The following is a 26460-nucleotide window of genomic DNA, read 5'->3' on the forward strand; positions in this document are numbered from 1 at the left end:
AATAAGTCGAAGGGACTGGAGGAATGATGGGTTCTGCAGAAGTGCTGGCCAGCGTGGATATCGTCGCGCTGCGCCTGAGCGAGGCGGGCGAGCTGGAGCTGCTGCTGATTCGTCGTGCGCAGGAGCCGTTCGCCGGGCAGTGGGCGTTGCCCGGCGTGCTGGTCAACGGCCGCTGTGCCGATCTCAGCCTGGATGCCGCGGCGACCCGTGCGCTGCAGGAAAAGGCGCGGGTGCAACCGCAGCACCTGGAGCAGGTGGCGACGGTGGGCAACGCGGTGCGTGACCCGCGCGGCTGGTCGTTGAGCACCTTCTACCTGGCCCTGTTGCCTGCCGATACCGAGTTGCCGGGCGAGGATTTGTGCTTTGCCAGCCTGGCGCAGGTGCTCGACGAGCGCTTTCCACTGCCATTCGACCATGTGCAGTTGGTGGCGCAGGCGCTGGAGCGGCTGGCCAGCAAGTCGGTGTACACCTCGCTGCCGCTCTATCTGCTGGCTCCACGTTTTACCGTGACCGAGGCGCTGGCCGCGTTTCAGGCCTGCCTGGGCCAGGCGGTACAGCACACCACCCTGCGTGGGCGCCTGGACAAGATGAAGCAGCAGGGCTGGATCAGTGATACCGGCGAGAAGAACTACCCGAAGATGGGGCGGCCGCAGAGCCTGCTGGCGCATCGGCCGCAGGGCCGTGGGGCGTTTATCTTCGATCGCAGTGTGCTGTCCTGAACCTGCGCTGAACGACTGCATTGCGTGATCTTCATAGCGGCCTCAGCTAATCTGCATGCGAGCAAAATAAGAAGTGCCAGGACGGCCTGTATTCACACTGTGCTCCCGAGTCTGCTTGGGTACTGGAACGTCGCATGATCAAGCCTTGCTGTCTTGCCCTCGGAGTTACCCTGGGCATTGTGTTCCCCGCCAGCGCCGCGAGCCTGCTGGTCGACCTGGTGGATGGCCAGGGCCAGCCGCTGGCCAATGCCGTGCTCACCCTGCGTGGCGCGCCGGGTGCCGCGCCAGGCGAGTCCATCATGGATCAGCGTGACAAGCAGTTTGCCCCCAGCGTGCTGGCTGTGCGCAGCGGCACCTCGGTGAAATTCCCCAATAGCGACAACATTCGCCATCAGGTCTATTCCTTCTCGCCGGCCAAGCGTTTCGAGCTGCGCCTGTACCAGGGCACGCCCAGCGAGCCGGTGCTGTTCGATAAGCCGGGGGTGGTGGTGCTTGGCTGCAATATCCATGACTGGATGCTCGGCTACGTGTATGTCACCGACGATCCCTGGTTTGCCGTCAGCGACGAGCAGGGCCGGCTGAAGATCGACGGTCTGCCGGCCGGCAGTTACCAGGCCAGCCTGTGGCATCCGCAAAGCCCGAACATGTTGCCGGTTGCTGCGGGTGAACTGCAGGTTGTCGAACCCAGCCTGCAACAGCGCTTTACCCTGCAGCTCTCGGGTCCGGTGCAGGCAGTGCCTGCCGCGCCGGCGCCAAGTTCCTTTGGTGATGCATTCAAGAAGGCCACGCGTGAAGTTCAGCCATAGCTTCCAGGCGCGTATCGCCAGCGTCCTGATCCTGCTGTTGCTGGTAGTGATCGGGGCCCTGTATTTTTCGGTCAAGGCCGCCACCGGTGTAGCCGTGCAGAACCAGTTGCGCGAGGAACTGGGCGTCGGTGGCCGGGTCTTCGAGCAATTGCTCGAAGTGCGTGGCCGTCAGTTGCACGATGCGGTGCGTGTGCTGGCGGCGGATTTCGGCTTCAAGGATGCGGTAGCCAGTGGCGATGCCGATACCATCCGCTCCGCCTTGGGCAACCATGGTGCGCGGATCAATGCCGGGGTGGTGATGCTGCTAGGGCTGGATGGCAGCCTGCAGGTCAGCACCGCCGAACAGATCGGCAGCGACTCGGTGAGTCGCCTGGCCGGGCAGATGCAGGACCCTGCCGGCAGCGGCCCGCAGGTATTCCTGCTGCCCATCGATGGTGAAGTATTCCTGCTGGTCGAGGCCATCGTCAGTGCGCCATTACCCATCGCCCGGGTGGTGATGGGCTTTCATGTCGACGAGGCCTTCGCCAACGAATTGCGCGAGCTGACTCACCTGGAGCTGACCCTGGTATCGATCGAGCAGGGCAAGCCGGCGGGCTGGATCAGCACCTTGCCGGCCGCCCTGCACGGCGGCCTGCGCGCGGAGATCATGCAGTACAACCTCGATAGCGGCAGCCGTTTGCTGGAGCAGGATGGCCAGCGCTATCTCGGTGAGTGGCGCACCCTTGCCAGCGGCCCGAACTACAAGGTGCTGGCGCTGTTACACAAGTCGTTGGATCAGGCCGAGGCGGCCTTTGCGCCACTCGATCAGGACATTCTGCTGATCGCCCTGGCGGCCCTGTTCGCCTCGTTGCTGGGCGCTCTGTTGCTGGCGCGCAACCTATCGCAGCCGGTACGCCAGCTGGCGCGGGTGGCCGAACGCATCGGCCAGGGCGACTACCAGACGCCCATCACCCTGCAGCGCCGTGATGAGCTGGGCAGCCTGGCGCAGACCTTCCAGAGCATGCAGGAGGGCATTGCCGAGCGTGAACGGCAACTGGCGCACAACGCCCTGCACGATGCCCTGACCGGATTGCCCAACCGCACCCTGGCCGTCGAGCGCCTGGGCAGTGCGATTACCGCAGGGCGACCAACCGCCTTGCTCTACCTGAGCGTGAGCAACTTCCGCAGCATTCTGGAAAGCAGCGGTGCGGATGGCGTCGATCTGGCCCTGCAGCAGCTCGCCCGGCGCCTGCAGGCGACCCTGCGTCCTGGCGACAGCCTGGCGCGCCTGGTGGCGGATGAAATGCTGCTGTTGCTGGAGCACTGTGACAGCGATAGCGCTATCGCCGCCGCCGACAAACTGCAGCAGTTGCTGATCAAGCCCATGCACATTGGCAACCTGGTCATCAGCCTGGATTGCTGCATCGGCATTGCCGTTTATCCGGTGCATGGCACAACCCCGGATGAGCTGCTGCGCCGAGCCGCCATTGCTATGCAGGATGCCGCGCACCTGCCGGGCCGCCTGCAGGTTTACCAGCAGGGCCGCGACGATGCCCATCAGCGGCAGATCAGCCTGATCCGTGATCTGCGCCATGCGGCGAGCAATGCGGAATTGCTGCTGTATTACCAGCCCAAGCTGGATATCCGTGCCGGCCAGGTGCACGAGGCCGAGGCCCTGCTGCGCTGGAATCATCCGCAGTACGGCATGGTTTCACCGGGCGAATTCATCCCCCTGGCCGAGCGCACCGGCAGCATCCAGATTCTCACCGCCTGGGTGATCGAAGAAGTGGTGCGCCAGCTGCATGAGTGGAACAGCCGCGGTTTGCATATGCAGGTGTCGTTGAATATCTCTGCCGAAGACCTGGGTAGTCTGCAACTCGCCGAGCGCGTCGCGGCGCTGTTGGCCGGCCAGGCGGTGGCGGCCGAGCAACTGGTGTTCGAGATCACCGAGAGTGCGGTGATGCAGGACCCCGAACGCGCCCTGGAGGTGCTGCACAGCCTGCGCAACTGCGGCATTCACCTGTCAGTGGATGACTTCGGCACCGGCTATTCCTCGCTGGCCCAGCTCAAGCGCATGCCGGTGCAGGAGCTGAAGATCGACCAATCGTTCATCCGCGAGCTGGATGAGCAGAGTGATGACGCGGTGATCGTCCGTTCGACCATCGACATGAGTCACAGCCTCGGCCTCAAGGTGGTGGCCGAGGGAGTCGAATTCCAGCGCAATCTCGATCTGCTGCGGCTGTGGAACTGCGACACCGCCCAGGGCTACCTGATTAGCCGGCCGCTGCCGGCCCAGGCCTTCGAACAGTGGATGCAGCAGTGGCAACCATCGACTCTGGCTGGAGCACATTGAACATGGGCAAGCCCCTCGCGTTGATCCTCCTCGGGCTGCTATGCCCTGGCCTGGTTCTGGCCGAGCAGGGGCGCCTGTTGGCCACTGGTGGTGCGAGCAGCATCGAAGGCGCTGCCGGTGGCGGTATCACGCCCTGGGCTGTGCTGTCTGGTTATGGCGAGCAGGGCGAGTGGGGCGCCAGCGCCTTCGCCACCCGCGTCGAGACTGGCGATTACCGCCTGGATGTGTCCGGTATGGCGGCGTCCTACGGCAATCGTGTGGAGCTGTCCTACGCGCGCCAGCGTTTCGACCTCGGCACCCTGGCCCGCGACCTCAGCCTGCCGGACAACAGCCTCAGCCAGGACATTCTCGGTCTCAAGGTGCGCCTGTTCGGCGACCTGATCTACGACCAGCTGCCGCAGGTGTCCCTGGGCATCCAGCACAAGCGGCAGAAAGATTTTCTGGTGCCGAGCCTGATCGGCGCCCAGCGTGACGAAGACACCGAGGCCTACATCGCCGCCAGCCGCCTGCTGCTCGGTGGCGCGTTCGGCTACAACCTGCTGCTCAACGGTAACCTGCGCTACAGCCGGGCTAACGAGCTGGGCCTGCTGGGCTTCGGTGGTGATCGCCGCGACCAGCACTCAGTGCTCAAGGAAGGCTCCGTGGCCGTACTGTTCAACCCGCGCTGGGCGCTGGGCGTTGAGTACCGCGAGAAGCCGGACAACCTGTCCTTCGCCGGCGAGAACGACTGGTCCGATGTGTTCATCGGCTACTTCCCCAACAAGCATCTGGCTGTGGTGCTGGCCTATGCGCGCCTGGGTGAAATCGCTGGGCTGGACAATCAAGACGGCGCCTATCTGTCCATCCAGGGGAGCTTCTGAGCATGCGCATTCTCCTCGCTGTGCTGTGCCTGACCCTGGCCGCCTGCGCCAGCCAGCCGCCCAGGGATGACAGCCTCTACCGCAGCCTCGGCGAGCAAGCCGGGATCACCCGTATCGTCGAAGGCATGCTGCTCAACTCGGCGCGCAACCCGCGCATCGCCCACTACTTCCGCGACATCGACATCGAGCGCCTGCGCGACAAGCTGGTCGAACAGGTCTGCGTCGAGGCCGGCGGTCCCTGCGAATACACTGGCGACAGCATGGAAGAGAGCCACAAGGGCCTGAATATCGACCGGGGCGACTTCAATGCCCTGGTCGAAGACCTGATCGATGCGATGGACGCCGAGGGCATTCCGGTCGCCGCACAAAATCGCCTGCTGGCGCGCCTGGCGCCAATGCGTGGGCAGATCATCGAACGTTAGGTCATCCTCGGGTGACTGCTGGCAACCTGGGCGCGATAGATGGCACCCGTTCAGCTCGCCAACTCCTTCACATCCACGCACTGCATTAGCGCGACCGGCGCAGGCTTTGGCGTATTCTGCGCAGCTGCGATTGGCACGCTGCTGCTGGTCGCCTTTGTATAGACCATTGATTCAGGGAGTGAAAAATGAAGTACAAGAGCCTGCTGGTAGGTCTTTTCAGTGCTGTGGTTCTCGTCGGCTGCGGCGATAGCGAGCAGACCCTCTCGGAGAAAGCCGGCAAAGCGGTGGGTGAGGGTGTCACCGGTTTTCTCTCCGGCGTAGGCAGTGGTATCGACCAGAGCATGGTGGTCGAGACTGAGCTTGGCGCAGGCGCGAGCAAGGCCGGTCTGGTCAAGACCACCGCCAAGTCCAACGGTATGGCCGACGCGCAAAAGAGCTTCAGCGTCTATCTGGTGGCCAACGAGCCATTCAAAGGTACTCTGCTGGCCAAGGCGTATGACAAGGATGGCCAGGAAATCGGCCGGGCGAAGAGTGAAGTCGACCTGCAGAAGGACGATGCCGACTACATCATTTTCGCCTTCAACGAGCGCATGGACAGCCAGTTGGTACACAAGTACCTGGTTGACACTGTGCAGTAAGCCTTGCTCCACCCTCCACGCGCCGGCACCTTTGCCGGCGCGCTGGTTTCAAACGTGTGTATGGATAAAGTTCCCTGCCTCGGAGTTTTCCGCAAAAACTCCGGAGTTTTCTGCAAGAAGCTGTCACCTCCCAGTCACTAGAGTCCTGCATCCCACCAAGCCGCGTCGCAACCCGGTTGTTCGCGGCGTGTTTGCTCTCCCGGCCAGGTTGCAACCTGTTTTCGCCGGCGCGAGCTAAAGTTGAGTAGAGACGTAGGTTGATTGGCTCTCACCCGGATGACCGAGAGCAGCATGGCAGCGCGGATGGCGCCACCCCATTCATGACCCGTTCCTGCATAGGGGCGGGTTGTTCAGCGGCCCGCCACAAGCGGGCGTAATGCCAACCAGGCTGCGGACGATTCGCCGCAGCGTCATAACAACAAACGAGAGGGCATCCTCCCATGACCGCTAGCACCCCCATGCTGATCACTTTCGTGGTGTACATCGCCGCGATGGTTCTGATCGGGCTATTCGCCTACCTGCGTACCAAGAACCTGTCCGACTACATTCTCGGCGGTCGCAGCCTCGGTAGTTTTGTTACCGCGCTGTCCGCTGGTGCCTCCGACATGAGCGGCTGGCTGCTGATGGGCTTGCCGGGTGCGGTGTACATGTCCGGCCTGTCCGAAGGCTGGATCGCCATCGGCCTGATCGTCGGTGCCTACCTGAACTGGCTGCTTGTCGCCGGCCGTCTGCGTGTGCAGACCGAGCACAACGGCAACGCCCTGACCCTGCCGGACTACTTCACCAACCGCTTTGAAGACAACAGCCGCATCCTGCGCATCTTCTCTGCCCTGGTGATCCTGGTGTTCTTCACCATCTACTGCGCCTCGGGCGTGGTGGCCGGTGCGCGCCTGTTCGAAAGCACCTTCGGCATGAGCTACGAAACCGCCCTGTGGGCCGGTGCCGCCGCAACCATCGCCTACACCTTCATCGGGGGTTTCCTCGCGGTGAGCTGGACCGACACCGTGCAGGCCACCCTGATGATCTTCGCCCTGATCCTCGCTCCAGTGATGGTGCTGGTGGCTACTGGCGGCATGGACAGCACCTTCGCTGCCATCGAGCTGAAGGACGCCACCAACTTCGACATGCTCAAAGGCGCTACTTTCATCGGCGTGATCTCGCTGATGGCCTGGGGTCTGGGCTACTTCGGTCAGCCGCACATCCTGGCGCGCTTCATGGCGGCTGACTCGGTCAAGTCGATCCCGGCTGCCCGTCGCATCTCCATGACCTGGATGATTCTCTGCCTCGGCGGCGCCGTAGCGGTAGGCTTCTTCGGTATCGCCTACTTCTCCGCTAACCCGGACCTTGCTGGCCCGGTTACCGAGAACCCGGAGCGCGTATTCATCGAGCTGTCCAAGCTGCTGTTCAACCCGTGGATCGCTGGTGTGCTGCTGTCGGCCATCCTCGCCGCCGTAATGTCCACCCTGAGCTGCCAGCTGCTGGTGTGCTCCAGCGCCCTGACCGAAGACTTCTACAAGGCCTTCCTGCGCAAAGGCGCCAGCCAGAACGAACTGGTCTGGGTCGGCCGTGCCATGGTGCTGCTGGTTGCGGTGATCGCCATTGCCCTGGCCTCCAACCCGGAAAACCGTGTGCTGGGCCTGGTCTCCTACGCCTGGGCCGGCTTCGGTGCCGCCTTCGGTCCGGTGGTGATCCTCTCCGTGATGTGGAAAGGCATGACCCGAAACGGCGCCCTGGCCGGCATGATCGTCGGTGCGGTGACCGTGGTGGTGTGGAAGAACTGGATCGGTCTGGGCCTGTACGAAATCATCCCGGGCTTCATCCTCGCCACCCTGGCCATTCTGCTGTTCAGCCGCATCGGCAACGGCGCGTCGAAAACCATGCAACAGCGTTTCGACATGGCCGAGAAGGAATACCAGGACGCCCATATCTGATACCCCCAGGCGTGGCTGGCCGGTCGTCCAGTCGCGTCTTCGCTTCGCCTCAGGTCCAGGACCTGACGGCGGGGCACCACGCACGACCCGATAGTGCTTTGCGGCCCACGTCTCCCGGCGTTGGGCCGTTTTTTTGCCTGCGATAAATGCACGCCACTTCCCTTGGGCACGGCTGCTGCCGCGATGCCGTGCCGCACGCCGGGTCGCCCATCCTAGCCAAAGTCGCTTTCGCTAAAGGGAGCAAAGCCTCGGCAATCTGCCTTGCCATGCCTGCCTCTGATTGGGGCGTGACCTGTTTTGGGGCTTGGATTAACGCGCCGACATGGTGCGTGACCCTTCGGTCTGATATTCAAGTTGTTGAATTTAATCAATAAAATCCTATGGCACGGCCCTTGCGATGGTTCTCACGACCAGGTGGCAAGGAGTACGGCATGGTCCGCACCTTTTTTGATGAAATGTATGAAGCGAGCAGCATCGTTCGCCCGCACTACCGGGAGTTCGCTCGCTGGTTGGCTGCTACGCCGGAAGAGCTGCTGGCCCAGCGCCGCCGCGAAGCCGACCTGTTGTTCCACCGCGCCGGTATCACGTTCACTCTCTACGGGGACGAGCAGGGCACTGAGCGCCTGATCCCCTTCGACATCATCCCGCGCAGCATCCCCGCCAGCGAATGGCGCATCGTCGAGGCCGGCTGCATCCAGCGCGTGCAGGCGCTGAACATGTTCCTCGCCGACCTCTACCACGACCAGCGCATCATCAAGGCCGGCATCATCCCCGCCGAGCAGGTGCTGGCCAACGAGGGCTACCAACTGGCGATGCAGGGCCTCGACCTGCACCGCGATATCTACGCGCACATCGCCGGGGTCGACCTGGTACGCGATGGCGACGGCACCTACTACGTGCTGGAAGACAACCTGCGCACCCCCAGCGGCGTCAGCTACATGCTCGAAGACCGCAAGATGATGATGCGCCTGTTCCCCGAGCTATTCGCCATGCAGCGCGTGGCACCCATCGACCACTACCCGAGCCTGCTGCTGGAAACCCTGAAAAGCTCCAGTCCGCTGGACAACCCCAATGTGGTGGTGCTGACCCCTGGGCGCTTCAACAGTGCCTATTTCGAGCACGCCTTCCTCGCCCGCGAGATGGGTGTGGAGCTGGTGGAAGGTGCCGACCTGTTCGTCCGTGACGACAAGGTGTTCATGCGCACTACCTCCGGCCCGCAGGCGGTGGATGTGATCTACCGCCGCCTGGACGACGCCTTCCTCGACCCGCTGGCCTTCAACCCGGATTCCATGCTCGGCGTGGCCGGGCTGCTCTCGTCCTATCGCAGCGGCAATGTGGTACTGGCCAACGCGGTGGGCACCGGGGTGGCGGATGACAAGTCGATCTACCCCTATGTCACCGACATGATCCGCTTCTACCTGGATGAAGAACCGATCCTGAAGAACGTGCCGACCTGGCAGTGCCGCAAGCCCGAGGATCTGTCCCACGTGCTGGCCAACCTGCCCGAACTGGTGGTCAAGGAAACCCAGGGCTCCGGCGGCTACGGCATGCTGGTTGGCCCGGCGGCGAGCAAGGCCGAGATCGAGGCCTTCCGTGCCCGTCTCAAGGCTAATCCGGCGGCCTACATCGCCCAGCCCACGCTGTGCCTGTCGACCTGCCCAACCTTCGTCGAAAGCGGCATCGCGCCGCGCCATATCGATCTGCGCCCGTTCGTCCTGTCCGGCCGCGAAACCCGCCTGGTGCCCGGCGGCCTGACCCGCGTGGCGCTGCGCGAAGGCTCGCTGGTGGTCAACTCGTCGCAAGGCGGCGGGACCAAAGACACCTGGGTGGTCGAGGACTAATCATGCTGAGTAGAACTGCCTCCGATCTGTACTGGATGTCGCGCTACCTGGAGCGCGCCGAGAACCTCGCGCGCATGCTCGACGTCAGCTATTCGCTGTCGCTGATGCCGCAGGACGGCCGTGGCGACGGCATCGACGAACTGGCCATGCCGCTGTTGATCACCGGCACCCTGGACGACTACCTGGAACGCCACGGCGAGATGCACGCCGAGCGCATGCTGCACTTCTTCGCTCTGGATGCAGACAACCCGGCGAGCATCTACTGCTGCCTGCAGGCCGCGCGTACCAACGCCCACGCCGTGCGCGGACGCATCACCGCCGACATGTGGGAGAACATCAACGCCACCTGGCTGGAGATGCGCGGCATCGCCGCCCAGGGCCTGGGGCGCTACGGCATCAGCCGTTTCTGCGAGTGGGTCAAGGAGCGCTCGCACCTGTTCCGCGGCGCCACTTTCGGCACCATCATGCGCGGCGAGGCGTATCGCTTCATCCGCCTGGGTACCTTCCTCGAGCGCGCCGACAACACCTTGCGCCTGCTCGACGCACGCTACGAGATGCTGGGCGAGGAGGCCGATGCGGTCAGCGACACCTCGGCGCGCGGCTACTACCAATGGAGCGCGCTGCTGCGTGCGCTGTCCTCCTTCGAGGCCTTCACCGAGATCTACCGCGGCTCACCGCGCACCCGCAAGATCGCCGAACTGTTGCTGCTGCGTCCGGACGTACCGCGTTCGCTGCGCTCGTGCATGGAAGAACTCAACCTGATGCTTTCCGGCCTGCCCGGCGAGAACGGCCGCCCGGCCCAGCGCATGGCCGCCGAGCTCGACGCGCGCCTGCGCTACACCAGCATTGACGAGGTCCTCGATGAGGGCCTGCATGTCTGGCTTACCGATTTCATCCTGCTCGTCCGGCAGTTGGGCAGCTCCATCCACACGTCCTATCTGGAGGTCGTATGAGACTCTCGATCCGTCACGACACCACCTACAACTACGATGACCAGGTGCGTTCCAGCATCCAGTACCTGCGCCTGACGCCGCAGGAGAGCGTGCGCCAGCACGTGCTCAGCTGGCAGCTCGACCTGCCGCGCGCAGTGCGTGCCCAGCGCGACCCGCACGGCAACATCCTGCATGTACTGACCCTCGATGAACCGCACGAAGCCCTGGTGATCGGTGCCCGCGGCCAGGTCGAGATCGACGAACACTGCGAATCCGAAGGCGACAACCACTCGGCTCTGCCATACCTGCGCTTCACCAGCCTGACCCAGCCGGACGACGCCCTGTACGACTTCGCCCAGGCCAGCAGCGCCGGTCGCCGCGATCGCGACAGCCTGATCAGCCTGATGCACGGCCTGCACGAGCAGATGCCCTATACCCCCGGCGCCACCAAGGTCGACAGCACCGCTGCCGAAGCCTTCGCCGGCCGCGCCGGGGTCTGTCAGGACCACACCCATGCCTTCCTTGCCTGCGCCCGCAGCCTGGGCGTGCCGGCGCGTTACGTGTCGGGCTACCTGTTCACCGAAGACAGCGGCCACCTGGCCAGCCACGCCTGGGCCGAAGCTTGGCTGGATGACGCCTGGTACAGCTTCGACGTGACCAACCAGCTGTCCCGGCCGGAACGTCACCTCAAACTGGCCGTCGGCCTGGACTACCTCGACGCCTGCCCGGTACGCGGCATGCGCCGTGGTGGTGGTGGCGAGCAGATGCATGCACGGGTCAAGGTTTCGCCGTTGCTGCAGGTGCAGCAGTAGTCGTCAGCGAGGCACGTTTGGCAGCAGTGCTCTGCTAGCGGGGTGCTGCAACACTGAGTGGGCGAAGGGGGCAGGGGAGTGTTGCTAATCCGCCCGTAGAGGGCGCACCGGTGCGCCATGGACAACCCCCAGGCTCTGGATGCCCGTCAGGTCCGAGAATGAGTACTGGCCGGAAAAACCGCTCGGGGTGATCCGGCCTTGAATCTCTATGTAGACGTCACAGAAATTCGCTGTGAGGTTGAGGGTCAGCACGCTGCCTTGCACGTGATAGGCCGCCTCATCCGGCGTAAATCCAGGGCTGGGTTGCGTTTGTTGGTCGAGTAGGACGACCTTCTTCCAATTACCGGGCGTGCACGTGTCAGCAGGCTCGTCTGTGAATCTGAGCGTGACCGATCTGAGCCGGTGGCCATTCAAGTCGGAAACCACGAACGCCCACGGCTTGGCAGCCCATGAGGCAAACTCCTGTTGGTTTTTCCCGGCGGGGTAATCAGCCGCGGGCCCGACTGAGCCTGGGGTGGGCGCGCAGCCTGCAAGTGTCAGCAGCACAAAAGGTGATACGAGAGCCTTCATGGATGAAGCTAGGATGTATTGGCTGCCGGCCCGTTTCTCCCTGGGTTTCATTTAGCATCCAGCCGCGAGAGGAGCGCCGTGACCAGCGCTTCTGGTGGGGCTGATACATCAAGCTCCTCTCCTAGGCCGCTATTGGCGCGGGCATACAGAGCTTCACGCTCCTCCATGACGGTGTGCCGTTCAAACGCCTGCTCATCAAGAGCGCGCGCACTCTGGCGTACTTCAATTCGCCGAAGGTTCTCTTGCAGCGGCAGTGTGAGCAGAAAGGAGCGGATATCCGCTTCTATATGGCTGAGTCTGCGACACAAATCGTCGAGATCATCCGGCGTGCGCCAGATATGGTTGATCACAAAGTTTCGATAGCCGTGACTCTTGTGATGTTCGATCAAGAAAGACAGTGCCGTATGCAGGTATTCCACTTCGTTGGGCGGCGGCGGGTTCATGGCTATTACATGATCACCATCCAGCATTACACAGTGGTCTATTTCCTCCATGAGTGCTTCGGCGAGTGTTGATTTTCCTATTCCCAGTGGGCCGTTGAGGATAATGATCATGCTGTGTCCTTAGTCCGTCTGTGCAAGTAAAGATGCCTGGACGCTAACCGCCCAGTCCAATTGCCAGTCATATCCTCAACGCTCTATCGCTAGATTTTCAGAAAGTTTGCCCGCTGTCCGGGTTGGTGCAATAGCCTGGCTCTGTAAAGCAGCGAATGACTATGTCAGATTTTCTTGCGCTCAGCCCCTCTGCGTACATTGGATAAACCGCAGCGAAGGAGGTGAGTCGTTTCGGTGTTTCGGCATCCTCCTATCTCCTGATGCGCTCAGGGCCTAGCGCACTTCGCTAGGCGTCATAGTTGGTGGTGATTTTCTTAAAGTACTTTGTGTTGTAGATGATAATTGCCAAGCCGAAAGTGAAAAATCCGGCGCCTAAAACTATTAAGAAATTACTGCTGCTGCTTTGAATTCCGAAAATTATAAAGGCAAGTCCGGTAAATATATTAAAGATAGGGCCGAACAAGGAAGCTGTAGGTGAGGATGAGTAAGCTTTCTTGGTATTTTGCAGAAGACTGTTAAGGTGAGTGACTTCTGCTTCATGCACACCCTTGCAGGCAAGTCCGTCCTTTAAGTCTGTGCAGCAATCAACGCATAGGGCGCGCTGACAGTGTTTGCAGATTCCGATTGCTTCTTTGGGGTGATTAAAGCACTGCATGGTTCTTCCTTGATGTTTGATGATTAAGTTGATGTGCCGGCTTGGCGATCCCGGCGAGTAGAGTGAGCGCTTTGAGCGCATAGTTAGGTGTGATCTGGACTAACATCCACCGCTATGAAATAGGCCGCACGCGGTGTTGATAACAACAAAGCCCCCGAGATACCAAAGCCCGATAGCGCCAATGACTCCGCATGAGGCAGCAATCGGAAGCGAGAGCCTACTGCGATGCGACAAGAAACCCAGCGAGATGAAGAAGGCTGCGAGCGGCAACCCAACTATGATGAGCCTAGAATCACCAAAACCATACAGGACATCGATGCTAAGGGTTCCAATGACGAGGAGTTGGAACGCAAGAAGCGCGACCCCCATGGCGAGCGCTGTTGCCGAGATTGCCCTGTGCATTCTCTTTCGGATAGAGGGTACGACGCCTACGGCAATAAGCAGCACAATAGGTACTGTGGCCAGCAAGAACGCCGCGAGGGGGCTTGCGAAGAGCATGAATGGACACCTAACACTTTGTTAAGGGGCCGGTTTTAGCCGGTCCCTGTGAGCGAGTGGGCGCTTTGAACGCATTGTTAGATACCGTAATCACGCTCAACTCTTGAAATTCTTACCTTGAAAGATGAATACCACTTCTCGTGGCCGGTTTTCTGGGCCTCTTGGTGCTCAATATTGAGTTTCCAATTTCTTATGGATTCTAGGTCTGACCAGTACGATACAGTTATGCCTAGATCTTCTCTTGCAGACTCTACTCCCAAGTACCCAGGCTGCTCGCTTGCTAGCATAAGCATGTTGGATGCTGTTTCAGAATAGCCATTGTCGCCCTCAGTTCGTAGCGATGTAAAAATTACAGCGTAATATGGTGGTTCTGGAGTTTTTGCTATGGTCGACACGATGCTTTCCTGAAGGTAGTTAACTAAAGTTAGGTGGCATTGCTGTCGCATAACATCCGATAGGGCGTCGGGTAATGTTCTTGTCTATTTTGTAACGCTCTGATTTTTCATTCCCAACTAGAGCAAATACGACAATGCGGCTGGTAATGAGCGACAGTGGCTTTCCGCCGTACACCGCAGGACAGGTTCAGGCCAGATATTTCAGATGGCGAAGGCGAGTTGTGGTGGGTTTGGGCATTCCTGGCCTCTGTCGATTTCCGTTGTTGCTGTTGCCACGCTAGCGTCTGTCGCTTGGCGGGTAAAGCCTGGGCAGGTGCTGGGCTGCTCTTCCTAGTGTTCGGTTTTGCGCGTGGACATGTGGCGCAGGTAACCAATCAGTTGCTCGAGCTGGCTGTCGCTGATAACGCTTTCGCTGAAAGCCGGCATTCGCCCTTGAGGCCAGCGCCGCAGGCTCTGCGGATCACGAATGTACTGCCGCAAAAAATCCCCTGCGAAATACTCCGTTGGGTTATGCGGAATATTCAGATCGGGCCCGAACTGCGAATCCCCCGCACCATTCAGGCGGTGGCAGGCCAGGCAGTTTTTCTGGAACTGGGCGAAGCCGGCCTGCACATCGCCATTGGCGTTCGCTGCGGGGAGCAGGGCAGGGAAGCGTTTGGCGACTGCTTCCAGCAGGCGGATGCGGGAAACCTGGAACGGCCACTGTTCCGGCCCGATCTGCGCCGCTTCAGGGTTTTGCCAGACCAGGTAGAACGGCCCCGCGCTGGGTTTGCCTTCGGCCAGTGCAGGCCAGGGTTGTTGTGGGTCTTCGATGGCCAGCCAGGCGCGCGCGCCTTTGGTCGCCAGCAATGGCGCGGCTGGCAGTTCGGCAGCAAAACCGTCGAGGGCCACTGCCTGCAAGTGGTCGCCTGGGGCTACGCCCTCCAGCAGTACCACCAGGGGAATGGCGCGGTACTGCATGTCGCGCTTGTAGGCCACGTCGGCGCTGATGCTGATGGTTTCGGTCTGGGGGTGGCTGAGCAGGCTGCTGCTGTTCCAGGTGCGCGTTCCGCTAGGCAGTTCTATGTGCAGTTCGGCGGCATGCGTGGTTGCAGCGTGCAGGCTGGCCAGTAATGCCAGGCTGGAAAGTGCATTCAGCAGTCGACGCATGCCGCTTCCTTATCCCGAGGCGTGGTGGCCAGTTTGAGTTGTTCATAGGCGCCGGCATTCATCACTTGCGTGTAACCCAGTGCACGCAGTTCGTCCTGGGCCTGCGATGAGCGTCGGCCGCTTCGGCAATACAGCACGACGGGGGTGTTCTTGTCTGGCACCACCGCCGCGATGCGTGCGCCAATCTGGTCGTGGGGGATCAACTGAGCACCGGGCAGGGCGCCGCTGGCGAACTCATCGGCACTGCGCACGTCGATCAGTACGGTGTCCGGCAGGACAAGCGTGCGCAAGGCGGCGCTCTGGTCGATTTCTCCGGCCTGAGCAAACGGCAGGATCAGGGCAAGGCTGAGCAGTAGGTGGCGCATAGGGTTCACCTCACAGAAGCAATGAAGTGCCACGCTAGCACACCTGCTGGCACGGGTTGAGGGGGATAAGTTGTTCCGTGGCCTGAGCAGCTACGGCGTCAGGCCACGGCAGGGAAGAATGATCAACTGACCAGACGAGTCACGTTGGGCAGGATCAGGATAACGGCGGTGGCCAGGACGATCAGGGTCGCCTGCCGGTACTTGGCTTGTTTGAACATGCTGCTACTGCCTTTCTTCTTGTTGGTGTATTGGCTTTTGTCAGCAACCAGTGGCTGGTAGACACGGGCACAACACCTTGGCTCAGACCATAAACCACCCCGGCAAAACCCGGCGGCGGCACTTTGCCTTGATAACTCTAGGGCCCGCGTCACGTGGAGCTTAGACGACTTGGCTCCTAGCACGGCATAGGCAAAAGCCTGTAGTTATTGCATCGGCTAAACAATCGATGCGCAGGCCTGGCGCCAGAGCGCTTGCTTCAGCGCGGGTGGAATGCCTGACAATCTTTACCGCCTGTCTGAGCCGAACGGTCAATGGCCCTGAGCGTATCGGTCATTGAGTCCGGCCCGCGTGGGGCTAAGGTTAGGCAACCCGGCTTTTGCCGCTGCCAGCTACCGAGGACGTCATGACTGAAGCACTGATTTTCGACGCCGTGCGCACCCCGCGCGGCAAGGGCAAGAAGGACGGCGCGCTTTACAGCGTCAAGCCGGTCAGCCTGGTGGCGGGCCTGCTGCGCGCGCTGCAGGAGCGCAACGGTCTGGACACCCGCCAGGTCGATGATGTGGTGCTTGGCTGCGTGACCCCGGTGGGCGACCAAGGCGCCGACATCGCCAAAACCGCCGCGATGGTCGCCGACTGGGATGTCAGCGTCTCTGGCGTGCAGCTCAATCGCTTCTGCGCCTCGGGCCTGGAAGCGGTAAACATCGGCGCGATGAAGGTGCGCTCCGGCTTCGAGGACCTGGTGGTGGTCGGCGGCGTGGAGTCCATGTCGCGCGTGCCGATGGGTTCGGACGGCGGCGCCTGGGTGATGGACCCGGAAACCAACATGCAGACTCACTTCACTCCGCAGGGCATCGGCGCCGACCTGATCGCCACCCTTGAAGGCTTCAGCCGCACTGACGTCGACAGCTTCGCCCTGCGCTCGCAGCAGAAGGCCGCGCGGGCCAGTGCTAATGGCTCGTTCGCCAAGTCGCTGATTCCGGTGACCGACCAGAACGGTATCGTCATCCTCGATCACGACGAATTCATTCGCGGCGACAGCACGCTGGAAGGCCTGGGCAAGCTCAAGCCGAGCTTCGAGATGATGGGCCAGATGGGCTTCGACGCCACCGCGCTGCGCGTCTACAGCCATGTCGAGCAGATCACCCACGTACACACGCCTGGCAACAGCTCGGGCATCGTCGATGGCGCCGCGCTGATGCTGATCGGCTCCGAAGCCAAGGGCCGCGAGTTGGGCCTCAAGCCGCGAGCGCGTATCGTCGCCACCGCGGTGACCAGCACCGACCCGACCATCATGCTCACCGGCCCGGCACCGGCCACGCGCAAGGCGCTGGCCAAGGCCGGTCTGTCGGTCGAGGACATCGACCTGTTCGAGGTCAACGAGGCTTTTGCATCCGTCGTCATGAAGTTCATGAAGGACATGGGCGTGTCCGAGGACAAGGTCAACGTCAACGGCGGTTCCATCGCCATGGGCCACCCGCTGGGCGCCACCGGCTGCGCCATCCTCGGCACCCTGCTCGACGAGCTGGAGAAGCGCGAGCTGCGCTACGGCCTGGCCACGCTGTGCGTCGGCGGCGGCATGGGCATCGCGACGATTATCGAAAGAGTTTGAGGCGGAGATAAGAAAAATGACTGACGCCATCCGTTACGAAAAGGGCCAGGACAATATCGTCGTCCTGACCATCGACATGCCTGGCCAGAGCGCCAACACCATGAACGCCCAGTACCGCGAGGCCATGGGTGCCACCGTGGCGCGCCTGGAGGCCGAGAAGGACTCCATCGCCGGGATCATCATCACTTCCGCGAAGAAGACATTCTTCGCTGGCGGCGACCTGGGCGAGCTGATCAAGGTCACCAAGGCCGACGCCAAGCCGTTCTACGACATGGTCCTAGGCATCAAGGGCCAGCTGCGCCGCCTGGAGACCCTGGGCAAGCCGGTGGTCGCTGCCATCAATGGCGCCGCGCTGGGCGGCGGCTGGGAAATCTGCCTTGCTTGCCACCACCGCATCGCCCTGGACAACTCCAGTGTTCAGCTTGGCCTGCCGGAAGTGACCCTCGGCCTGCTGCCCGGTGGCGGCGGCGTGGTACGCATGGTGCGCCTGCTAGGCCTGGAGAAGGCGCTGCCGTACCTGGCCGAAGGCAAGAAGGTGCGCCCGGATGCGGCGCTCAAAGCCGGCCTGATCCACGATACAGCCGCGACTGCCGAAGAGATGCTGAGCAAGGCGCGCGCCTGGATTGCCGCCAACCCGACCGCCGTGCAGCCGTGGGACACCAAGGGCTACAAGATCCCCGGCGGCACCCCGAGCACCCCGGCTGTGGCGCAGATGCTGGCCATCGCGCCGAGCGTGCTGCGTGACAAGACCAAAGGCTGCTTCCCGGCGCCGGAGAAGATCATGTGCGCCGCCGTCGAGGGCGCGCAGGTCGACTTCGACACCGCGCAGATCATCGAGGCGCGCTACTTCACCGAGCTGACCACCGGCCAGGTGGCGAAGAACATGATCGGCACCTTCTGGTTCCAGCTCAACGAGATCAACGCCGGCAGCTCACGCCCGCAGGGTATCCCGCAGTACGTTACCAAGAAGGTCGGCGTGCTCGGCGCCGGCATGATGGGCGCCGGCATCGCCTATGTGTCGGCGGCCGCCGGCATCGAGGTGGTGCTGAAAGACGTGTCCATCGAGGCGGCGGAGAAGGGCAAGGCCTACTCGGCCAAGCTGCTCGACAAAAAGGTCAGCCGTGGGCAGATGACGGCCGAGAAGCGCGAGGCCTTCCTCGCGCGGATCAAGCCGACCGTCAGCGACGCCGACTTCGACGGCTGCGACCTGATCATCGAGGCGGTGTTCGAGGATCGCGGTCTCAAAGCCAAGGTCACCGCCGCCGCCGAAAGCGCTGCGCTGAGCGACGCGGTGATCGCTTCAAACACCTCGACCCTGCCGATCACCGGCCTGGCCACGGCGGTGCAGAAGCAGGACAAGTTCATCGGCCTGCACTTCTTCAGCCCGGTCGACAAGATGCCACTGGTGGAGATCATCCGCGGCGCCAAGACCAGCGACGAGACCCTGGCCCGTGGCTTCGACTACGTGCTGCAGATCAAGAAGACCCCGATCGTGGTCGAGGACAGCCGCGGCTTCTTCACCTCGCGGGTGTTCGGCACCTTCACCAACGAAGGCATCGCCATGCTCGGCGAGGGCGTCAGCGCGGCGATGATCGAGAACGAGGCGCGCAAGGCCGGCATGCCGGTGGGCCCGCTGGCGATCAGCGACGAAGTGTCGATGAGCCTGATGGAACATATCCGCCAGCAGACCGTCGCCGACCTGGCAGCCGAGGGCAAGAGCATCCCGCAGCACCCGGCGTTCAACGTCATCGAGCTGATGCTCAAGGAGTACAAACGTCCGGGCAAGGCCGCCGGCGGTGGTTTCTACGAGTACCCGGAGGGTGGCAAGAAGCACCTGTGGCCGCAGCTCAAGGCGCGCTTCGAGAAGGCCGATGCGCAGATATCTCAGGAAGACGTGCGTGATCGCATCCTGTTTATCCAGGCGATCGAGACCGTGCGCTGCGTGGAGGAGGGTGTATTGAAGTCCGTCGCGGACGCCAATATCGGCTCGATCTTCGGCATCGGCTTCGCCGCCTGGACCGGCGGGGCGCTGCAGTTCATCAACCAGTACGGCATCCAGGACTTCGTTGCCCGCGCCCAGTACCTGGCCGAGCAGTACGGCGAGCGCTTCCTGCCGCCGGCGCTGCTGCTGGAAAAGGCAGCCAAGGGCGAACAGTTCTGAGTTTGCCCGGCGAGTTGGCAATGCCCTGACAAACCGGCCCCTGTGGGCCGGTTTTTTATTGGTCTGACTGACTGTCGATGCAGGACTGCACTCAAGCATGCAGGGTAGAGATGCTTTGCAGGGCCGGCTGCAGTTCCGCTGTTCTGGAGCCTCTGCAGTGTTTGAACTGCATTGCGCGGGGCTTTCCCTGTAGGCTGGGCGACAAGTGCATTGAGCCGGCTTGCGAGCTGTGGGGGTAGATATGGAACACGCCATGAAGCGCCGATGCAGGCGAGCAGGGATGCTGGGCGTGGCCTGGCTGGTCGGTTTGGCTGTTTCGGCAGCCCATGCCGAGGGCAAGATCAACGACCAAAACGACCCGCAGAGCGGTGCCCGGGTGGTGAGCTTTGTTCAAGAGGCCGTCTCGCAGCGCATCACCCTGAATTTCTTCGGAATGAGTGATCCGCAAAGCCGCGAAGTGCAGTTGACCCTGGTGCTGATGCGTGGCGACGATAAACCGCGTTACCTAGGGTGCGATCAGATCGATGTGCGCGTCGGTGGCATGCGCATTGGTCACCAGGAGAAGATCGAGCGCAGCCCCCTCAAGGTCGGCGTCGTCGAGTACATCTACGTGCCCTTGCGCTCGCGCGATCTACAGCCTTTGGCGCTGGCCCAGCGTCTGGACTACAGCGTGTGTGGCGATAGCGGCAGTGCGACGGCGGAAGAAATAGCCGGCGTGCGTGAGGTGCTCAAGCGCCTGAAATTGCTCTGAGCCGCTAGAGCAGCGGCCAGGCTCATCAGGCAGCCTGGCACCAACCGTTCTGCATGCACACCACTTCGTGGATATCCAGCTTCTCGTCCTGGCGGGTTGGCATGCGCAGAGTCAACAGGCTGCCGTCCTCCAGGTGCACGGTGGCTTCCGACTCGAAGCGCAAGCCGGACTCGTCAAAGCTGGCATAGGTGACGCCGTAGGTACGGGTGCTGGAGAAGGCTTCGTTGATGGTCATCGTCACGTCCTCGTTAGCCGGGGCCGGGTAGCGGCCCCTCTGGCTTACTTGCGGTGGGTGGCCTGTTGGGCCTGGTGGTTGTGCGCGGCGGCGGGGCTGTGGAAGGCGGAAGCCGCGATCAGGCTGGCGATGGCTGCGAAACTGCTCATGGGGTATCTCCTGTACGGGTGATGGGTTGAATCCGACGCCTGCATCATTGACGAGACGCCCCATCGACAGAAGTGAATGGCGAGCATGGTAACTATCAAGGCCGATGATGGTTGCCGGATGTCGGCTGATGCGCCTGACAGCCCCGTGGATATTGCGTTGCAGAGCACTTCGATGCAGGCTTAGCGCCTTCTTCCAACCCTCCGTCGAGTCAGGTAATCCGCTTAATGTCACTGCGCATCTGCATTCTGGAAACCGATGTCCTTCGCCCTGAACTGATCGAGCAATACCAGGGCTACGGCCGCATGTTCGAGCGCCTGTTCGAGCGTCAGCCGATACCTGCGCAGTTCAGCGTGTACAACGTCATGCAGGGCGACTACCCGAGCGATGACGAGCAATACGATGCGTACCTGATTACCGGCAGCAAGGCCGATTCCTTCGGCAGCGACCCCTGGATCCAGACGCTCAAGGTTTACCTGCAGCAGCGCTACCAGCGTGGCGACAAGCTGCTCGGCGTGTGTTTCGGCCACCAGCTGCTGGCCCTGATGTTTGGCGGCCATACCGAGCGTGCGCAGCAGGGCTGGGGCGTGGGTATCCATCGTTACGAGGTCAAGCAACAACCGGCCTGGATGAGCCCGGCGCTGCAGCAGCTGACCTTGCTGATCAGCCACCAGGACCAGGTCACTGCGCTGCCGGAAAAGGCCACGCTGCTGGCGTCCAGTCCGTTCTGCCCGATTGCCGCCTACTGCATCGACGACCAGGTGCTGTGCTTCCAGGGCCATCCGGAGTTCATCCACGACTACTCGCGGGCGCTGCTGGATATCCGTCAGAAGTGCATTGGCGAGCCGACCTACCAGCAGGCCGTGGCCAGCCTGGAGCAGGATCATCAGGGGCATCTGGTTGCCGAATGGATGATGCGTTTCGTCGCCCACGGCAAGGGCACGCAGACCGCCTGAGATAGCAAGTCGCCAGCGCCCGTAGCCCGGATGCAATCCGGGGCGGCCGCTGGTGATCGCTTGGGTGCCTGTAATTCCCGGATTGCATCCGGGCTAGGTTTTACAGCCAGTTCATCCGCTTGAAGTTGGCAAACAGGCCGACGCAGCCCACGCCGATGATGCCGAGCACGCCGAAGTAGCCGTAGTGCCAGGTCAGCTCCGGCATGTGCTGGAAGTTCATGCCGTAAATCCCCGCCACCGCCGTAGGGAACGCCAGGATCGCCGCCCAGGCGGCGAACTTGCGCTGGGTCAGGCTTTGCCGCGATGACTCCAGCAGCAGACCTATCTCGATGGCGTGGTCGGCCATCTCGCGCAGCCCGGTCAGGTCTTCCAACAGGCGCGTGACGTGGATCGCGATGTCGCGAAAGTACGGGCGCATGTGCTTGTCGATGAAGGGAAAGTCGAGCTGTTGCAGCTCCTGGCAGATCTCCACCATCGGTGCAATCTGCCGGCGCAGACGCAGCAGGTCACGCCGCAGGCCGTGGATGCGCTCCACGTCGGCCTGGGTCAGTGGGCGACCGAGCACGGTTTGTTCGATGTCTTCCAGTTCGCCGTGAATGCAGTCCATCAGCGGCCGGTAGTTTTCCATGACGAAGCTGAGCAGGGCGTAGAGCACGAAGTCCTCGCCGTGTTCTAGCAGCAGTGGCTTGGCTTCGCAGCGCTGGCGCACCGTGGAGTAGGGCGCCGAGTTGCCGTAGCGGGCGCTGATTACATAGCCTTTGCCGGCGAACAACTGGGTTTCGATGAATTGCAGGCGCCCTTCATCGCGGATCGGCGAATAGAGCACCATAAACAGCGCATCGCCGAAGGTTTCCAGCTTGGGGCGGGTGTGCTGGGCGATGGCGTCTTCCATGGCCAGCTCGTGCAGGTTGAACTGCTGCTGCAGGCACTGCAGTTCCTCGCTGCTGGGGTCGCGCAGACCGATCCAGACGAAATGCTCGGGGCGGGTGGCCCACTGCTTGCCTTCATCGAGAGTGAAGTCGGCGACTTTCCGACCTTTGCTGTAGGCAGCGGCGGCAACGATCTGGCCCATGGGTATTCCTCTGCGGTGCGATGACGCAGCTTAACCCGCCGCGCATGCAGATGGAAAAAGGCCCGGACTGTGCCGGGCCTGTGGGCTCACTGCTTTGCCAGGACTGCGCGGACCTGCGGGTCATCGATGATCTGCCGCAGCTGTTCGCGGTAGGCGATCAGGATGTTGTTCTGTGGCGAGTCACTGGCCTTCTGCACGATCACATCACGCTCGGTAATGTTCTTGCTGAGCACTTCGCCGCTATCTATCTGGTAAACCCGGATGTTGGTGTCGGTGTCGAAGTTGAAGTCCGATACCCAGTTGAGGTTGATGCTGAAGTACCACTCCTTCAACTCCAGCGCCAGCAGGGTCTTGGCATTGGCTTGCTTAAGGGCCGCCTCGGCTTCGGCGGCGCTGGGCAGGTGATCCATCTTCACGGCCTGTGCTTGCCAGCCTTTCTGCTGCAGGCCATTGCTCAGGCGATGCTCAAGGAATTCAGCCAGGTCGCGCTCCTTATCGCCTTCGGCGACTGCGAGTACCTGTGGCACGCTCCAGTCGAAGGGAATACCGAAGGAGCCGTGGGCCACGCCGACGAACTCGCGCGGTTTACCCTTCTGGACGCGTGTGCGGTTGTCGATCACGGTGATCAACACGCTGTCGTCATTCTGGTAGGCCGGTTGTGGCAGTTGCTGCTCGAACGGGATGGACGTCACGCAGCCGGTGGTCAGCGCTGCAGCAAGCAGGGCACCACACAGTTTGAGAACGGAGGAAATTCGCATAGGGAGTAGTTCTTTCTGACGGATTTATGGAAAGACGCGGAGCAAATGAGTGCTCGCATCCAGTAAACGTCAGAGGCCCGTTTCATGACCGAAACGATGATGTATCAGGCCTCCATGCCTGCAGTGTCTATCCAGTGCAGAACGCTACGATAACCAAGTGATGGCCATGTGCCAATGCATTGAGTGGAAAAGAACTTATTGCAATTACCTGGCTTCGACGAGCTGCTGGTCGAGCTGCTCGATGCACTCGCGCATCAGCGTCTGGCAGCGTTCCATCAACTGCGGCAGGTCGTCCAGGGTCAGGTCCAGGGTCGGGATGGCCGGCAGCGAGCGGATCATGATGCGGCCGCTGTCCCAGCTGTTGAGCTTGATGCGCTTGGCGTAGCTGCTGACGCACACCGGAATGATCGGTACGCCGGCGGCGATGGCCATCTGGAATGCGCCTTTCTTGAACGGCAGCAGGCCGTTGCCGAGGTTGCGGGTGCCTTCCGGGAACACCCAGATCGAGGTATCGCGATGCTGCAGGGTCTCGGTGGTGGTGAGCATGGCCTCTTTGGCCTTGCGCGCATTGCCCCGGTCGATCAGCACGTTGCCGGCCAGCCAGTAGAGTTGGCCGAAGAATGGCACCCACTTCAGACTCTTCTTGCCGATGCTCACCGTGCGCGGCGGCACCACGCGGCCGAGTACGTACAGGTCGTAGTTGGACTGGTGGTTGGCAATGATCACGCAGGACTGTTTCTGGTTGAACAGGCTCTGCACATCGGTTTTAACCCGCAGACGCAGCATGCACAGGGCCGGCAGCGAATACAGGCGCGCGCACAGGCGGCTGTTGTCCGGGTTGAACGGGCGGCACAGGCCGAGCAGCAAGCCAAGAATTCCGGCAATGATGAAGTGCAGACCCATCAGCAGCATGCGGGGGAGGAAAAGCATCGAGTAGGCCTGTAGGCAGACAAAAAGGCGCGCAGTGTACGGGCGTGCACTGCTTTCGGCAATTGACCCCGATCAGAGGTTATTACCGGGCATTTCCACTCCGATAGCTGCCGGTACGTGGCCTGTTCGGCCCTGAAAGCAAAAGCCCGGCACTTGGCCGGGCTTTGCAGGGAACGAGGTAATCAGCCGAGGTGCTGCTGATCCAGCTCGATGGCCTTGTCCAGGGTTTCCAGGAAGGCCTTGCGCACTTTCAGCTTGGTGTTCTTGTGCGCGGTCATGTTGATTTTCTTCAACTGCTGGGCGGTAGCGACGGCGGTGGCCATCAGCTCTTCGGTTGGCACAACCTTGTCGAGGAAGCCGGCATCTACGGCGCCTTGCGGATTGAAGATCTCGCCATTGATCACCGAACGGTGGAAGGCCGACTTGCGCAGACGGTCACGGGCCAGCTCAATGCCGGCGTGGTGCATGGTCATGCCGATCTGCACTTCGTTCAGGCCGATGTTGAACGGGCCTTCCACGCCGATGCGGTAGTCGGCCGAGAGCAGGATGAAGGCGCCCTTGGCAATGGCGTGGCCCGGGCAGGCGACGATGATCGGGAAGGGGTGCGACAGCATGCGACGGGCCAGGGTGGAACCAGCGGTGACCAGGGCCACGGCGTTCTGCGGGCCGGAAGTCATCACCTTGAGGTCGTAACCGCCGGACAGGATGCCCGGCTGGCCGGTGATGATCACCACGGCGCGATCCTGCACGGCCTGATCCAGGGCGGCATTGAAGGCGGCAATCACATCCGGGGAGATGGCGTTCACCTTGCCGTTGTTCAGGGTCAGGGTGGCAATGCCGTCTTCGAGTTGGTAGCTGATCAGGTCGCTCATGGCGGGGTTCCTAGTCCTGGAGTGGGCTGAAGTGGCGCTGACGTTACCCAGCGTGGCGCTGCGGGTAAAGCGCTTTGGCTGACCGCCTGGTCATTGCCATTGGTCTGCTGTCATCTATCGAGGTCATCGGCTCAGCCAATTGGCTGCTATACCCATGACTGTCTTAGGTTAGCCAGCAACCTGAGGAGTGCCGAACATGTATCGAATGATCCCCCTGATTTTGCGGGTCAGCGCAGTGCTTCTGCTGTTGGGTCTGATCCTGTGGGCCGGCAGCAGCCACAGTCACACACCTTATGGCGTGTTGCAGGTGTTTGCCCTGAGCCTGTTCTTTTCCCTGGGTTTCCTTCTGTTTGGTGGCCAGCGCTTCACTGAGGTCAGGCAGGAACGCCGCCAGCGCGCTCGGCATTCTGCATAAGCGCATGAATCGACTGAAAAAAACTTTTGCCTTAAGCCGGCCGTTCGGCTACATTAGCGCGCCTCGACGGACTGACCAGTTCGACGAGACCCGGTGAAGTGTCCGAGCGGTTGAAGGAGCACGCCTGGAAAGTGTGTATACGGGAAACCGTATCGTGGGTTCGAATCCCACCTTCACCGCCAGACAAATCAAACCCCTGAAAGAGCAATCTTTCAGGGGTTTTTTGTTTCTGGTGTCCGCCAGTGTCGATGAAGTGTCGAAAACCGGACCCTGTCTCCTTTCCCAAGAAGCTCATTATTTCAATAGGTTAAGGTTAGCTTTGACATGCTGAGGTCGCTTTCGGGCAAGGCCGCTACTGGCAGGCAGATAGCTGCGCGTTATATCAGGATCAGGGTTTACCCAACTCGGTGGGGATCGCAAAAAAAAGCGCCCAGGGGAGGGCGCATAGGGTAAATCTCTTTGCAAAGGAGCTCATGGGGCCTTAGAGGTGGACTCGGAAGGGGGAAGAAGTCAGCACTCTTTGGTTGCGTGGTTGCCTTCTGCAATACCTTTTTCAGTGGTCGCGCCTTTCTGGCTAACAACTTGAGTAGCCTTGTTATCTTTCCCGTGAATACTTTCTTGAGTTTGCTTGAAATCACTTGCTGCTTTCAAAGTGCGGTCGAAACCATCCTCCGCAAGTACGGAGGTAGTAGCGCCAAGGACAAGCATTCCAGCGAGTGCAATATTTGCAATTTTCATAAGTTAGGCCTCTATCAGTTCGTGTGATCTATTTCGTGAGCATCTGTGAAGATGCGTAGATCTTACGAAGATGAAGCTAACGCGAGGATGACCTCAGAATTACAAAATTGAAATCTAG

27 protein-coding genes and 1 tRNA gene are annotated in these 26460 nt (G+C 61.4%); 16 read left to right on the plus strand and 12 right to left on the minus strand.

The window, feature by feature from the left end:
* The first annotated feature begins 26 nt into the window (after positions 1-26).
* The 10 genes from H3H45_RS09865 (at position 27) to H3H45_RS09910 (ending at position 11293) form a co-directional block, all read left to right on the plus strand.
* On the plus strand, positions 27-719 hold the full coding sequence (locus H3H45_RS09865; protein ID WP_182833902.1) for an NUDIX domain-containing protein: 693 nt from the start codon (positions 27-29) through the stop codon (positions 717-719).
* A gap of 134 nt (positions 720-853) precedes the next feature.
* The gene (locus H3H45_RS09870) at positions 854-1525 is read left to right on the plus strand and encodes a methylamine utilization protein (protein WP_182833554.1); all 672 of its coding nucleotides are present in this window, start codon (positions 854-856) and stop codon (positions 1523-1525) included.
* Entirely contained in the window at positions 1509-3857 is a 2349-nt protein-coding gene (locus H3H45_RS09875) for a putative bifunctional diguanylate cyclase/phosphodiesterase (protein ID WP_182833555.1), read from the plus strand. The genes H3H45_RS09870 and H3H45_RS09875 overlap by 17 nt, the downstream gene beginning before the upstream one ends.
* 2 nt (positions 3858-3859) lie before the next feature.
* The gene (locus H3H45_RS09880; protein ID WP_182833556.1) at positions 3860-4717 is read left to right on the plus strand and encodes a DUF3034 family protein; all 858 of its coding nucleotides are present in this window, start codon (positions 3860-3862) and stop codon (positions 4715-4717) included.
* Positions 4718-4719: 2 nt separating this feature from the next.
* Positions 4720-5139, plus strand: a complete 420-nt coding sequence (locus H3H45_RS09885; protein WP_182833557.1) for a group I truncated hemoglobin — start codon at positions 4720-4722, stop codon at positions 5137-5139.
* A 185-nt stretch (positions 5140-5324) separates the two neighbouring features.
* Positions 5325-5777: a hypothetical protein gene (locus H3H45_RS09890; RefSeq protein WP_182833558.1), complete on the plus strand. Its 453-nt coding sequence runs from the start codon at positions 5325-5327 to the stop codon at positions 5775-5777.
* A gap of 440 nt (positions 5778-6217) precedes the next feature.
* Complete coding sequence (gene putP, locus H3H45_RS09895) at positions 6218-7708, plus strand: sodium/proline symporter PutP (protein WP_182833559.1); 1491 nt, start codon at positions 6218-6220, stop codon at positions 7706-7708.
* A gap of 431 nt (positions 7709-8139) precedes the next feature.
* Positions 8140-9549: a circularly permuted type 2 ATP-grasp protein gene (locus H3H45_RS09900; protein ID WP_182833560.1), complete on the plus strand. Its 1410-nt coding sequence runs from the start codon at positions 8140-8142 to the stop codon at positions 9547-9549.
* Positions 9550-9551: 2 nt separating this feature from the next.
* A complete protein-coding gene (locus tag H3H45_RS09905) occupies positions 9552-10502 on the plus strand; it encodes an alpha-E domain-containing protein (RefSeq protein ID WP_182833561.1) in 951 nt (316 codons plus the stop codon).
* Complete coding sequence (locus tag H3H45_RS09910; RefSeq protein WP_182833562.1) at positions 10499-11293, plus strand: transglutaminase family protein; 795 nt, start codon at positions 10499-10501, stop codon at positions 11291-11293. Before H3H45_RS09905 ends, H3H45_RS09910 begins: the two co-directional genes overlap by 4 nt.
* An 84-nt stretch (positions 11294-11377) precedes the next feature.
* Here H3H45_RS09910 and H3H45_RS09915 read toward each other — a convergent pair whose 3' ends face one another.
* From H3H45_RS09915 to H3H45_RS09940, 6 genes are all read right to left on the minus strand, one after another.
* The gene (locus tag H3H45_RS09915) at positions 11378-11914 is read right to left on the minus strand and encodes a hypothetical protein (RefSeq protein WP_182833563.1); all 537 of its coding nucleotides are present in this window, start codon (positions 11912-11914) and stop codon (positions 11378-11380) included.
* The gene (locus H3H45_RS09920; RefSeq protein WP_182833564.1) at positions 11911-12417 is read right to left on the minus strand and encodes a Gar/GrdA family gentamicin resistance ATP-binding protein; all 507 of its coding nucleotides are present in this window, start codon (positions 12415-12417) and stop codon (positions 11911-11913) included. The genes H3H45_RS09915 and H3H45_RS09920 overlap by 4 nt, the downstream gene beginning before the upstream one ends.
* Before the next feature lie 286 nt (positions 12418-12703).
* A complete protein-coding gene (locus tag H3H45_RS09925; RefSeq protein WP_182833565.1) occupies positions 12704-13072 on the minus strand; it encodes a hypothetical protein in 369 nt (122 codons plus the stop codon).
* A gap of 575 nt (positions 13073-13647) precedes the next feature.
* A complete protein-coding gene (locus H3H45_RS09930) occupies positions 13648-13965 on the minus strand; it encodes an antibiotic biosynthesis monooxygenase family protein (protein WP_182833566.1) in 318 nt (105 codons plus the stop codon).
* Between the two features lie 330 nt (positions 13966-14295).
* Positions 14296-15114, minus strand: coding sequence for a c-type cytochrome (locus H3H45_RS09935; protein ID WP_182833567.1), 819 nt, complete (start codon positions 15112-15114; stop codon positions 14296-14298).
* Positions 15099-15479 (minus strand): rhodanese-like domain-containing protein, encoded by a 381-nt coding sequence (locus H3H45_RS09940; RefSeq protein ID WP_182833568.1) that lies wholly within the window; start codon positions 15477-15479, stop codon positions 15099-15101. The genes H3H45_RS09935 and H3H45_RS09940 overlap by 16 nt, the downstream gene beginning before the upstream one ends.
* Positions 15480-16101: 622 nt before the next feature.
* On the opposite strand from H3H45_RS09940, the gene H3H45_RS09945 reads away from it, so the two are divergent.
* The 3 genes from H3H45_RS09945 to H3H45_RS09955 all read left to right on the plus strand — a co-directional run bounded on the left by H3H45_RS09945 (position 16102) and on the right by H3H45_RS09955 (position 20219).
* Entirely contained in the window at positions 16102-17307 is a 1206-nt protein-coding gene (locus tag H3H45_RS09945; protein WP_182833569.1) for an acetyl-CoA C-acetyltransferase, read from the plus strand.
* Positions 17308-17323: 16 nt separating this feature from the next.
* On the plus strand, positions 17324-19468 hold the full coding sequence (locus H3H45_RS09950) for a 3-hydroxyacyl-CoA dehydrogenase NAD-binding domain-containing protein (protein ID WP_182833570.1): 2145 nt from the start codon (positions 17324-17326) through the stop codon (positions 19466-19468).
* A 253-nt stretch (positions 19469-19721) separates the two neighbouring features.
* Positions 19722-20219, plus strand: a complete 498-nt coding sequence (locus H3H45_RS09955) for a hypothetical protein (protein ID WP_182833571.1) — start codon at positions 19722-19724, stop codon at positions 20217-20219.
* Between the two features lie 25 nt (positions 20220-20244).
* On the opposite strand, the gene ptrC is transcribed toward H3H45_RS09955, so the two are convergent.
* Complete coding sequence (gene ptrC / locus H3H45_RS09960; protein ID WP_182833572.1) at positions 20245-20454, minus strand: type III secretion system co-regulatory protein PtrC; 210 nt, start codon at positions 20452-20454, stop codon at positions 20245-20247.
* A gap of 374 nt (positions 20455-20828) precedes the next feature.
* On the opposite strand from ptrC, the gene H3H45_RS09965 reads away from it, so the two are divergent.
* Entirely contained in the window at positions 20829-21557 is a 729-nt protein-coding gene (locus H3H45_RS09965; RefSeq protein WP_182833573.1) for an amidotransferase, read from the plus strand.
* A 100-nt stretch (positions 21558-21657) separates the two neighbouring features.
* Here the strand turns inward: H3H45_RS09965 and H3H45_RS09970 are convergent, their stop codons facing one another.
* The 4 genes from H3H45_RS09970 to H3H45_RS09985 form a co-directional block, all read right to left on the minus strand.
* Positions 21658-22629, minus strand: coding sequence for a magnesium and cobalt transport protein CorA (locus H3H45_RS09970; protein ID WP_182833574.1), 972 nt, complete (start codon positions 22627-22629; stop codon positions 21658-21660).
* Between the two features lie 86 nt (positions 22630-22715).
* Positions 22716-23387 carry a hypothetical protein gene (locus H3H45_RS09975; RefSeq protein WP_182833575.1) on the minus strand — a complete coding sequence of 224 codons (672 nt, stop codon included), beginning with the start codon at positions 23385-23387 and terminating at the stop codon, positions 22716-22718.
* A gap of 204 nt (positions 23388-23591) precedes the next feature.
* On the minus strand, positions 23592-24317 hold the full coding sequence (locus H3H45_RS09980; protein ID WP_182833576.1) for a 1-acylglycerol-3-phosphate O-acyltransferase: 726 nt from the start codon (positions 24315-24317) through the stop codon (positions 23592-23594).
* A 182-nt stretch (positions 24318-24499) separates the two neighbouring features.
* A complete protein-coding gene (locus H3H45_RS09985) occupies positions 24500-25189 on the minus strand; it encodes a crotonase/enoyl-CoA hydratase family protein (protein ID WP_182833577.1) in 690 nt (229 codons plus the stop codon).
* A gap of 196 nt (positions 25190-25385) precedes the next feature.
* On the opposite strand from H3H45_RS09985, the gene H3H45_RS09990 reads away from it, so the two are divergent.
* Positions 25386-25604: a hypothetical protein gene (locus tag H3H45_RS09990; protein ID WP_182833578.1), complete on the plus strand. Its 219-nt coding sequence runs from the start codon at positions 25386-25388 to the stop codon at positions 25602-25604.
* Between the two features lie 92 nt (positions 25605-25696).
* Positions 25697-25786, plus strand: a tRNA-Ser gene (locus H3H45_RS09995).
* 328 nt (positions 25787-26114) lie between these two features.
* Here H3H45_RS09995 and H3H45_RS10000 read toward each other — a convergent pair.
* Positions 26115-26342, minus strand: coding sequence for a hypothetical protein (locus H3H45_RS10000; RefSeq protein WP_182833579.1), 228 nt, complete (start codon positions 26340-26342; stop codon positions 26115-26117).
* Positions 26343-26460 lie beyond the last annotated feature (118 nt).

The sequence above is a fragment of the Aquipseudomonas guryensis genome, from assembly GCF_014164785.1.
In the GTDB taxonomy this organism is placed as follows: Bacteria; Pseudomonadota; Gammaproteobacteria; order Pseudomonadales; family Pseudomonadaceae; genus Aquipseudomonas; species Aquipseudomonas guryensis.

Bases quoted from the DNA above. Each gene is read 5' to 3' on its own strand.
- H3H45_RS09990 (WP_182833578.1), top strand. From the start codon at position 25,386: ATGTATCGAATGATCCCCCTGATTTTGCGGGTCAGCGCAGTGCTTCTG.
- putP (WP_182833559.1), top strand. From the start codon at position 6,218: ATGACCGCTAGCACCCCCATGCTGATCACTTTCGTGGTGTACATCGCC.
- H3H45_RS09965 (WP_182833573.1), top strand. From the start codon at position 20,829: ATGTCACTGCGCATCTGCATTCTGGAAACCGATGTCCTTCGCCCTGAA.
- H3H45_RS09865 (WP_182833902.1), top strand. From the start codon at position 27: ATGGGTTCTGCAGAAGTGCTGGCCAGCGTGGATATCGTCGCGCTGCGC.
- H3H45_RS09925 (WP_182833565.1), bottom strand. From the start codon at position 13,072: ATGCAGTGCTTTAATCACCCCAAAGAAGCAATCGGAATCTGCAAACAC.
- H3H45_RS09890 (WP_182833558.1), top strand. From the start codon at position 5,325: ATGAAGTACAAGAGCCTGCTGGTAGGTCTTTTCAGTGCTGTGGTTCTC.
- H3H45_RS09905 (WP_182833561.1), top strand. From the start codon at position 9,552: ATGCTGAGTAGAACTGCCTCCGATCTGTACTGGATGTCGCGCTACCTG.
- H3H45_RS09940 (WP_182833568.1), bottom strand. From the start codon at position 15,479: ATGCGCCACCTACTGCTCAGCCTTGCCCTGATCCTGCCGTTTGCTCAG.
- H3H45_RS09880 (WP_182833556.1), top strand. From the start codon at position 3,860: ATGGGCAAGCCCCTCGCGTTGATCCTCCTCGGGCTGCTATGCCCTGGC.
- H3H45_RS09900 (WP_182833560.1), top strand. From the start codon at position 8,140: ATGGTCCGCACCTTTTTTGATGAAATGTATGAAGCGAGCAGCATCGTT.
- H3H45_RS09980 (WP_182833576.1), bottom strand. From the start codon at position 24,317: ATGCTTTTCCTCCCCCGCATGCTGCTGATGGGTCTGCACTTCATCATT.
- H3H45_RS10000 (WP_182833579.1), bottom strand. From the start codon at position 26,342: ATGAAAATTGCAAATATTGCACTCGCTGGAATGCTTGTCCTTGGCGCT.
- H3H45_RS09975 (WP_182833575.1), bottom strand. From the start codon at position 23,387: ATGCGAATTTCCTCCGTTCTCAAACTGTGTGGTGCCCTGCTTGCTGCA.
- H3H45_RS09950 (WP_182833570.1), top strand. From the start codon at position 17,324: ATGACTGACGCCATCCGTTACGAAAAGGGCCAGGACAATATCGTCGTC.
- H3H45_RS09970 (WP_182833574.1), bottom strand. From the start codon at position 22,629: ATGGGCCAGATCGTTGCCGCCGCTGCCTACAGCAAAGGTCGGAAAGTC.
- H3H45_RS09910 (WP_182833562.1), top strand. From the start codon at position 10,499: ATGAGACTCTCGATCCGTCACGACACCACCTACAACTACGATGACCAG.
- H3H45_RS09985 (WP_182833577.1), bottom strand. From the start codon at position 25,189: ATGAGCGACCTGATCAGCTACCAACTCGAAGACGGCATTGCCACCCTG.
- H3H45_RS09870 (WP_182833554.1), top strand. From the start codon at position 854: ATGATCAAGCCTTGCTGTCTTGCCCTCGGAGTTACCCTGGGCATTGTG.
- H3H45_RS09955 (WP_182833571.1), top strand. From the start codon at position 19,722: ATGAAGCGCCGATGCAGGCGAGCAGGGATGCTGGGCGTGGCCTGGCTG.
- H3H45_RS09935 (WP_182833567.1), bottom strand. From the start codon at position 15,114: ATGCGTCGACTGCTGAATGCACTTTCCAGCCTGGCATTACTGGCCAGC.
- H3H45_RS09945 (WP_182833569.1), top strand. From the start codon at position 16,102: ATGACTGAAGCACTGATTTTCGACGCCGTGCGCACCCCGCGCGGCAAG.
- ptrC (WP_182833572.1), bottom strand. From the start codon at position 20,454: ATGACCATCAACGAAGCCTTCTCCAGCACCCGTACCTACGGCGTCACC.
- H3H45_RS09885 (WP_182833557.1), top strand. From the start codon at position 4,720: ATGCGCATTCTCCTCGCTGTGCTGTGCCTGACCCTGGCCGCCTGCGCC.
- H3H45_RS09920 (WP_182833564.1), bottom strand. From the start codon at position 12,417: ATGATCATTATCCTCAACGGCCCACTGGGAATAGGAAAATCAACACTC.
- H3H45_RS09915 (WP_182833563.1), bottom strand. From the start codon at position 11,914: ATGAAACCCAGGGAGAAACGGGCCGGCAGCCAATACATCCTAGCTTCA.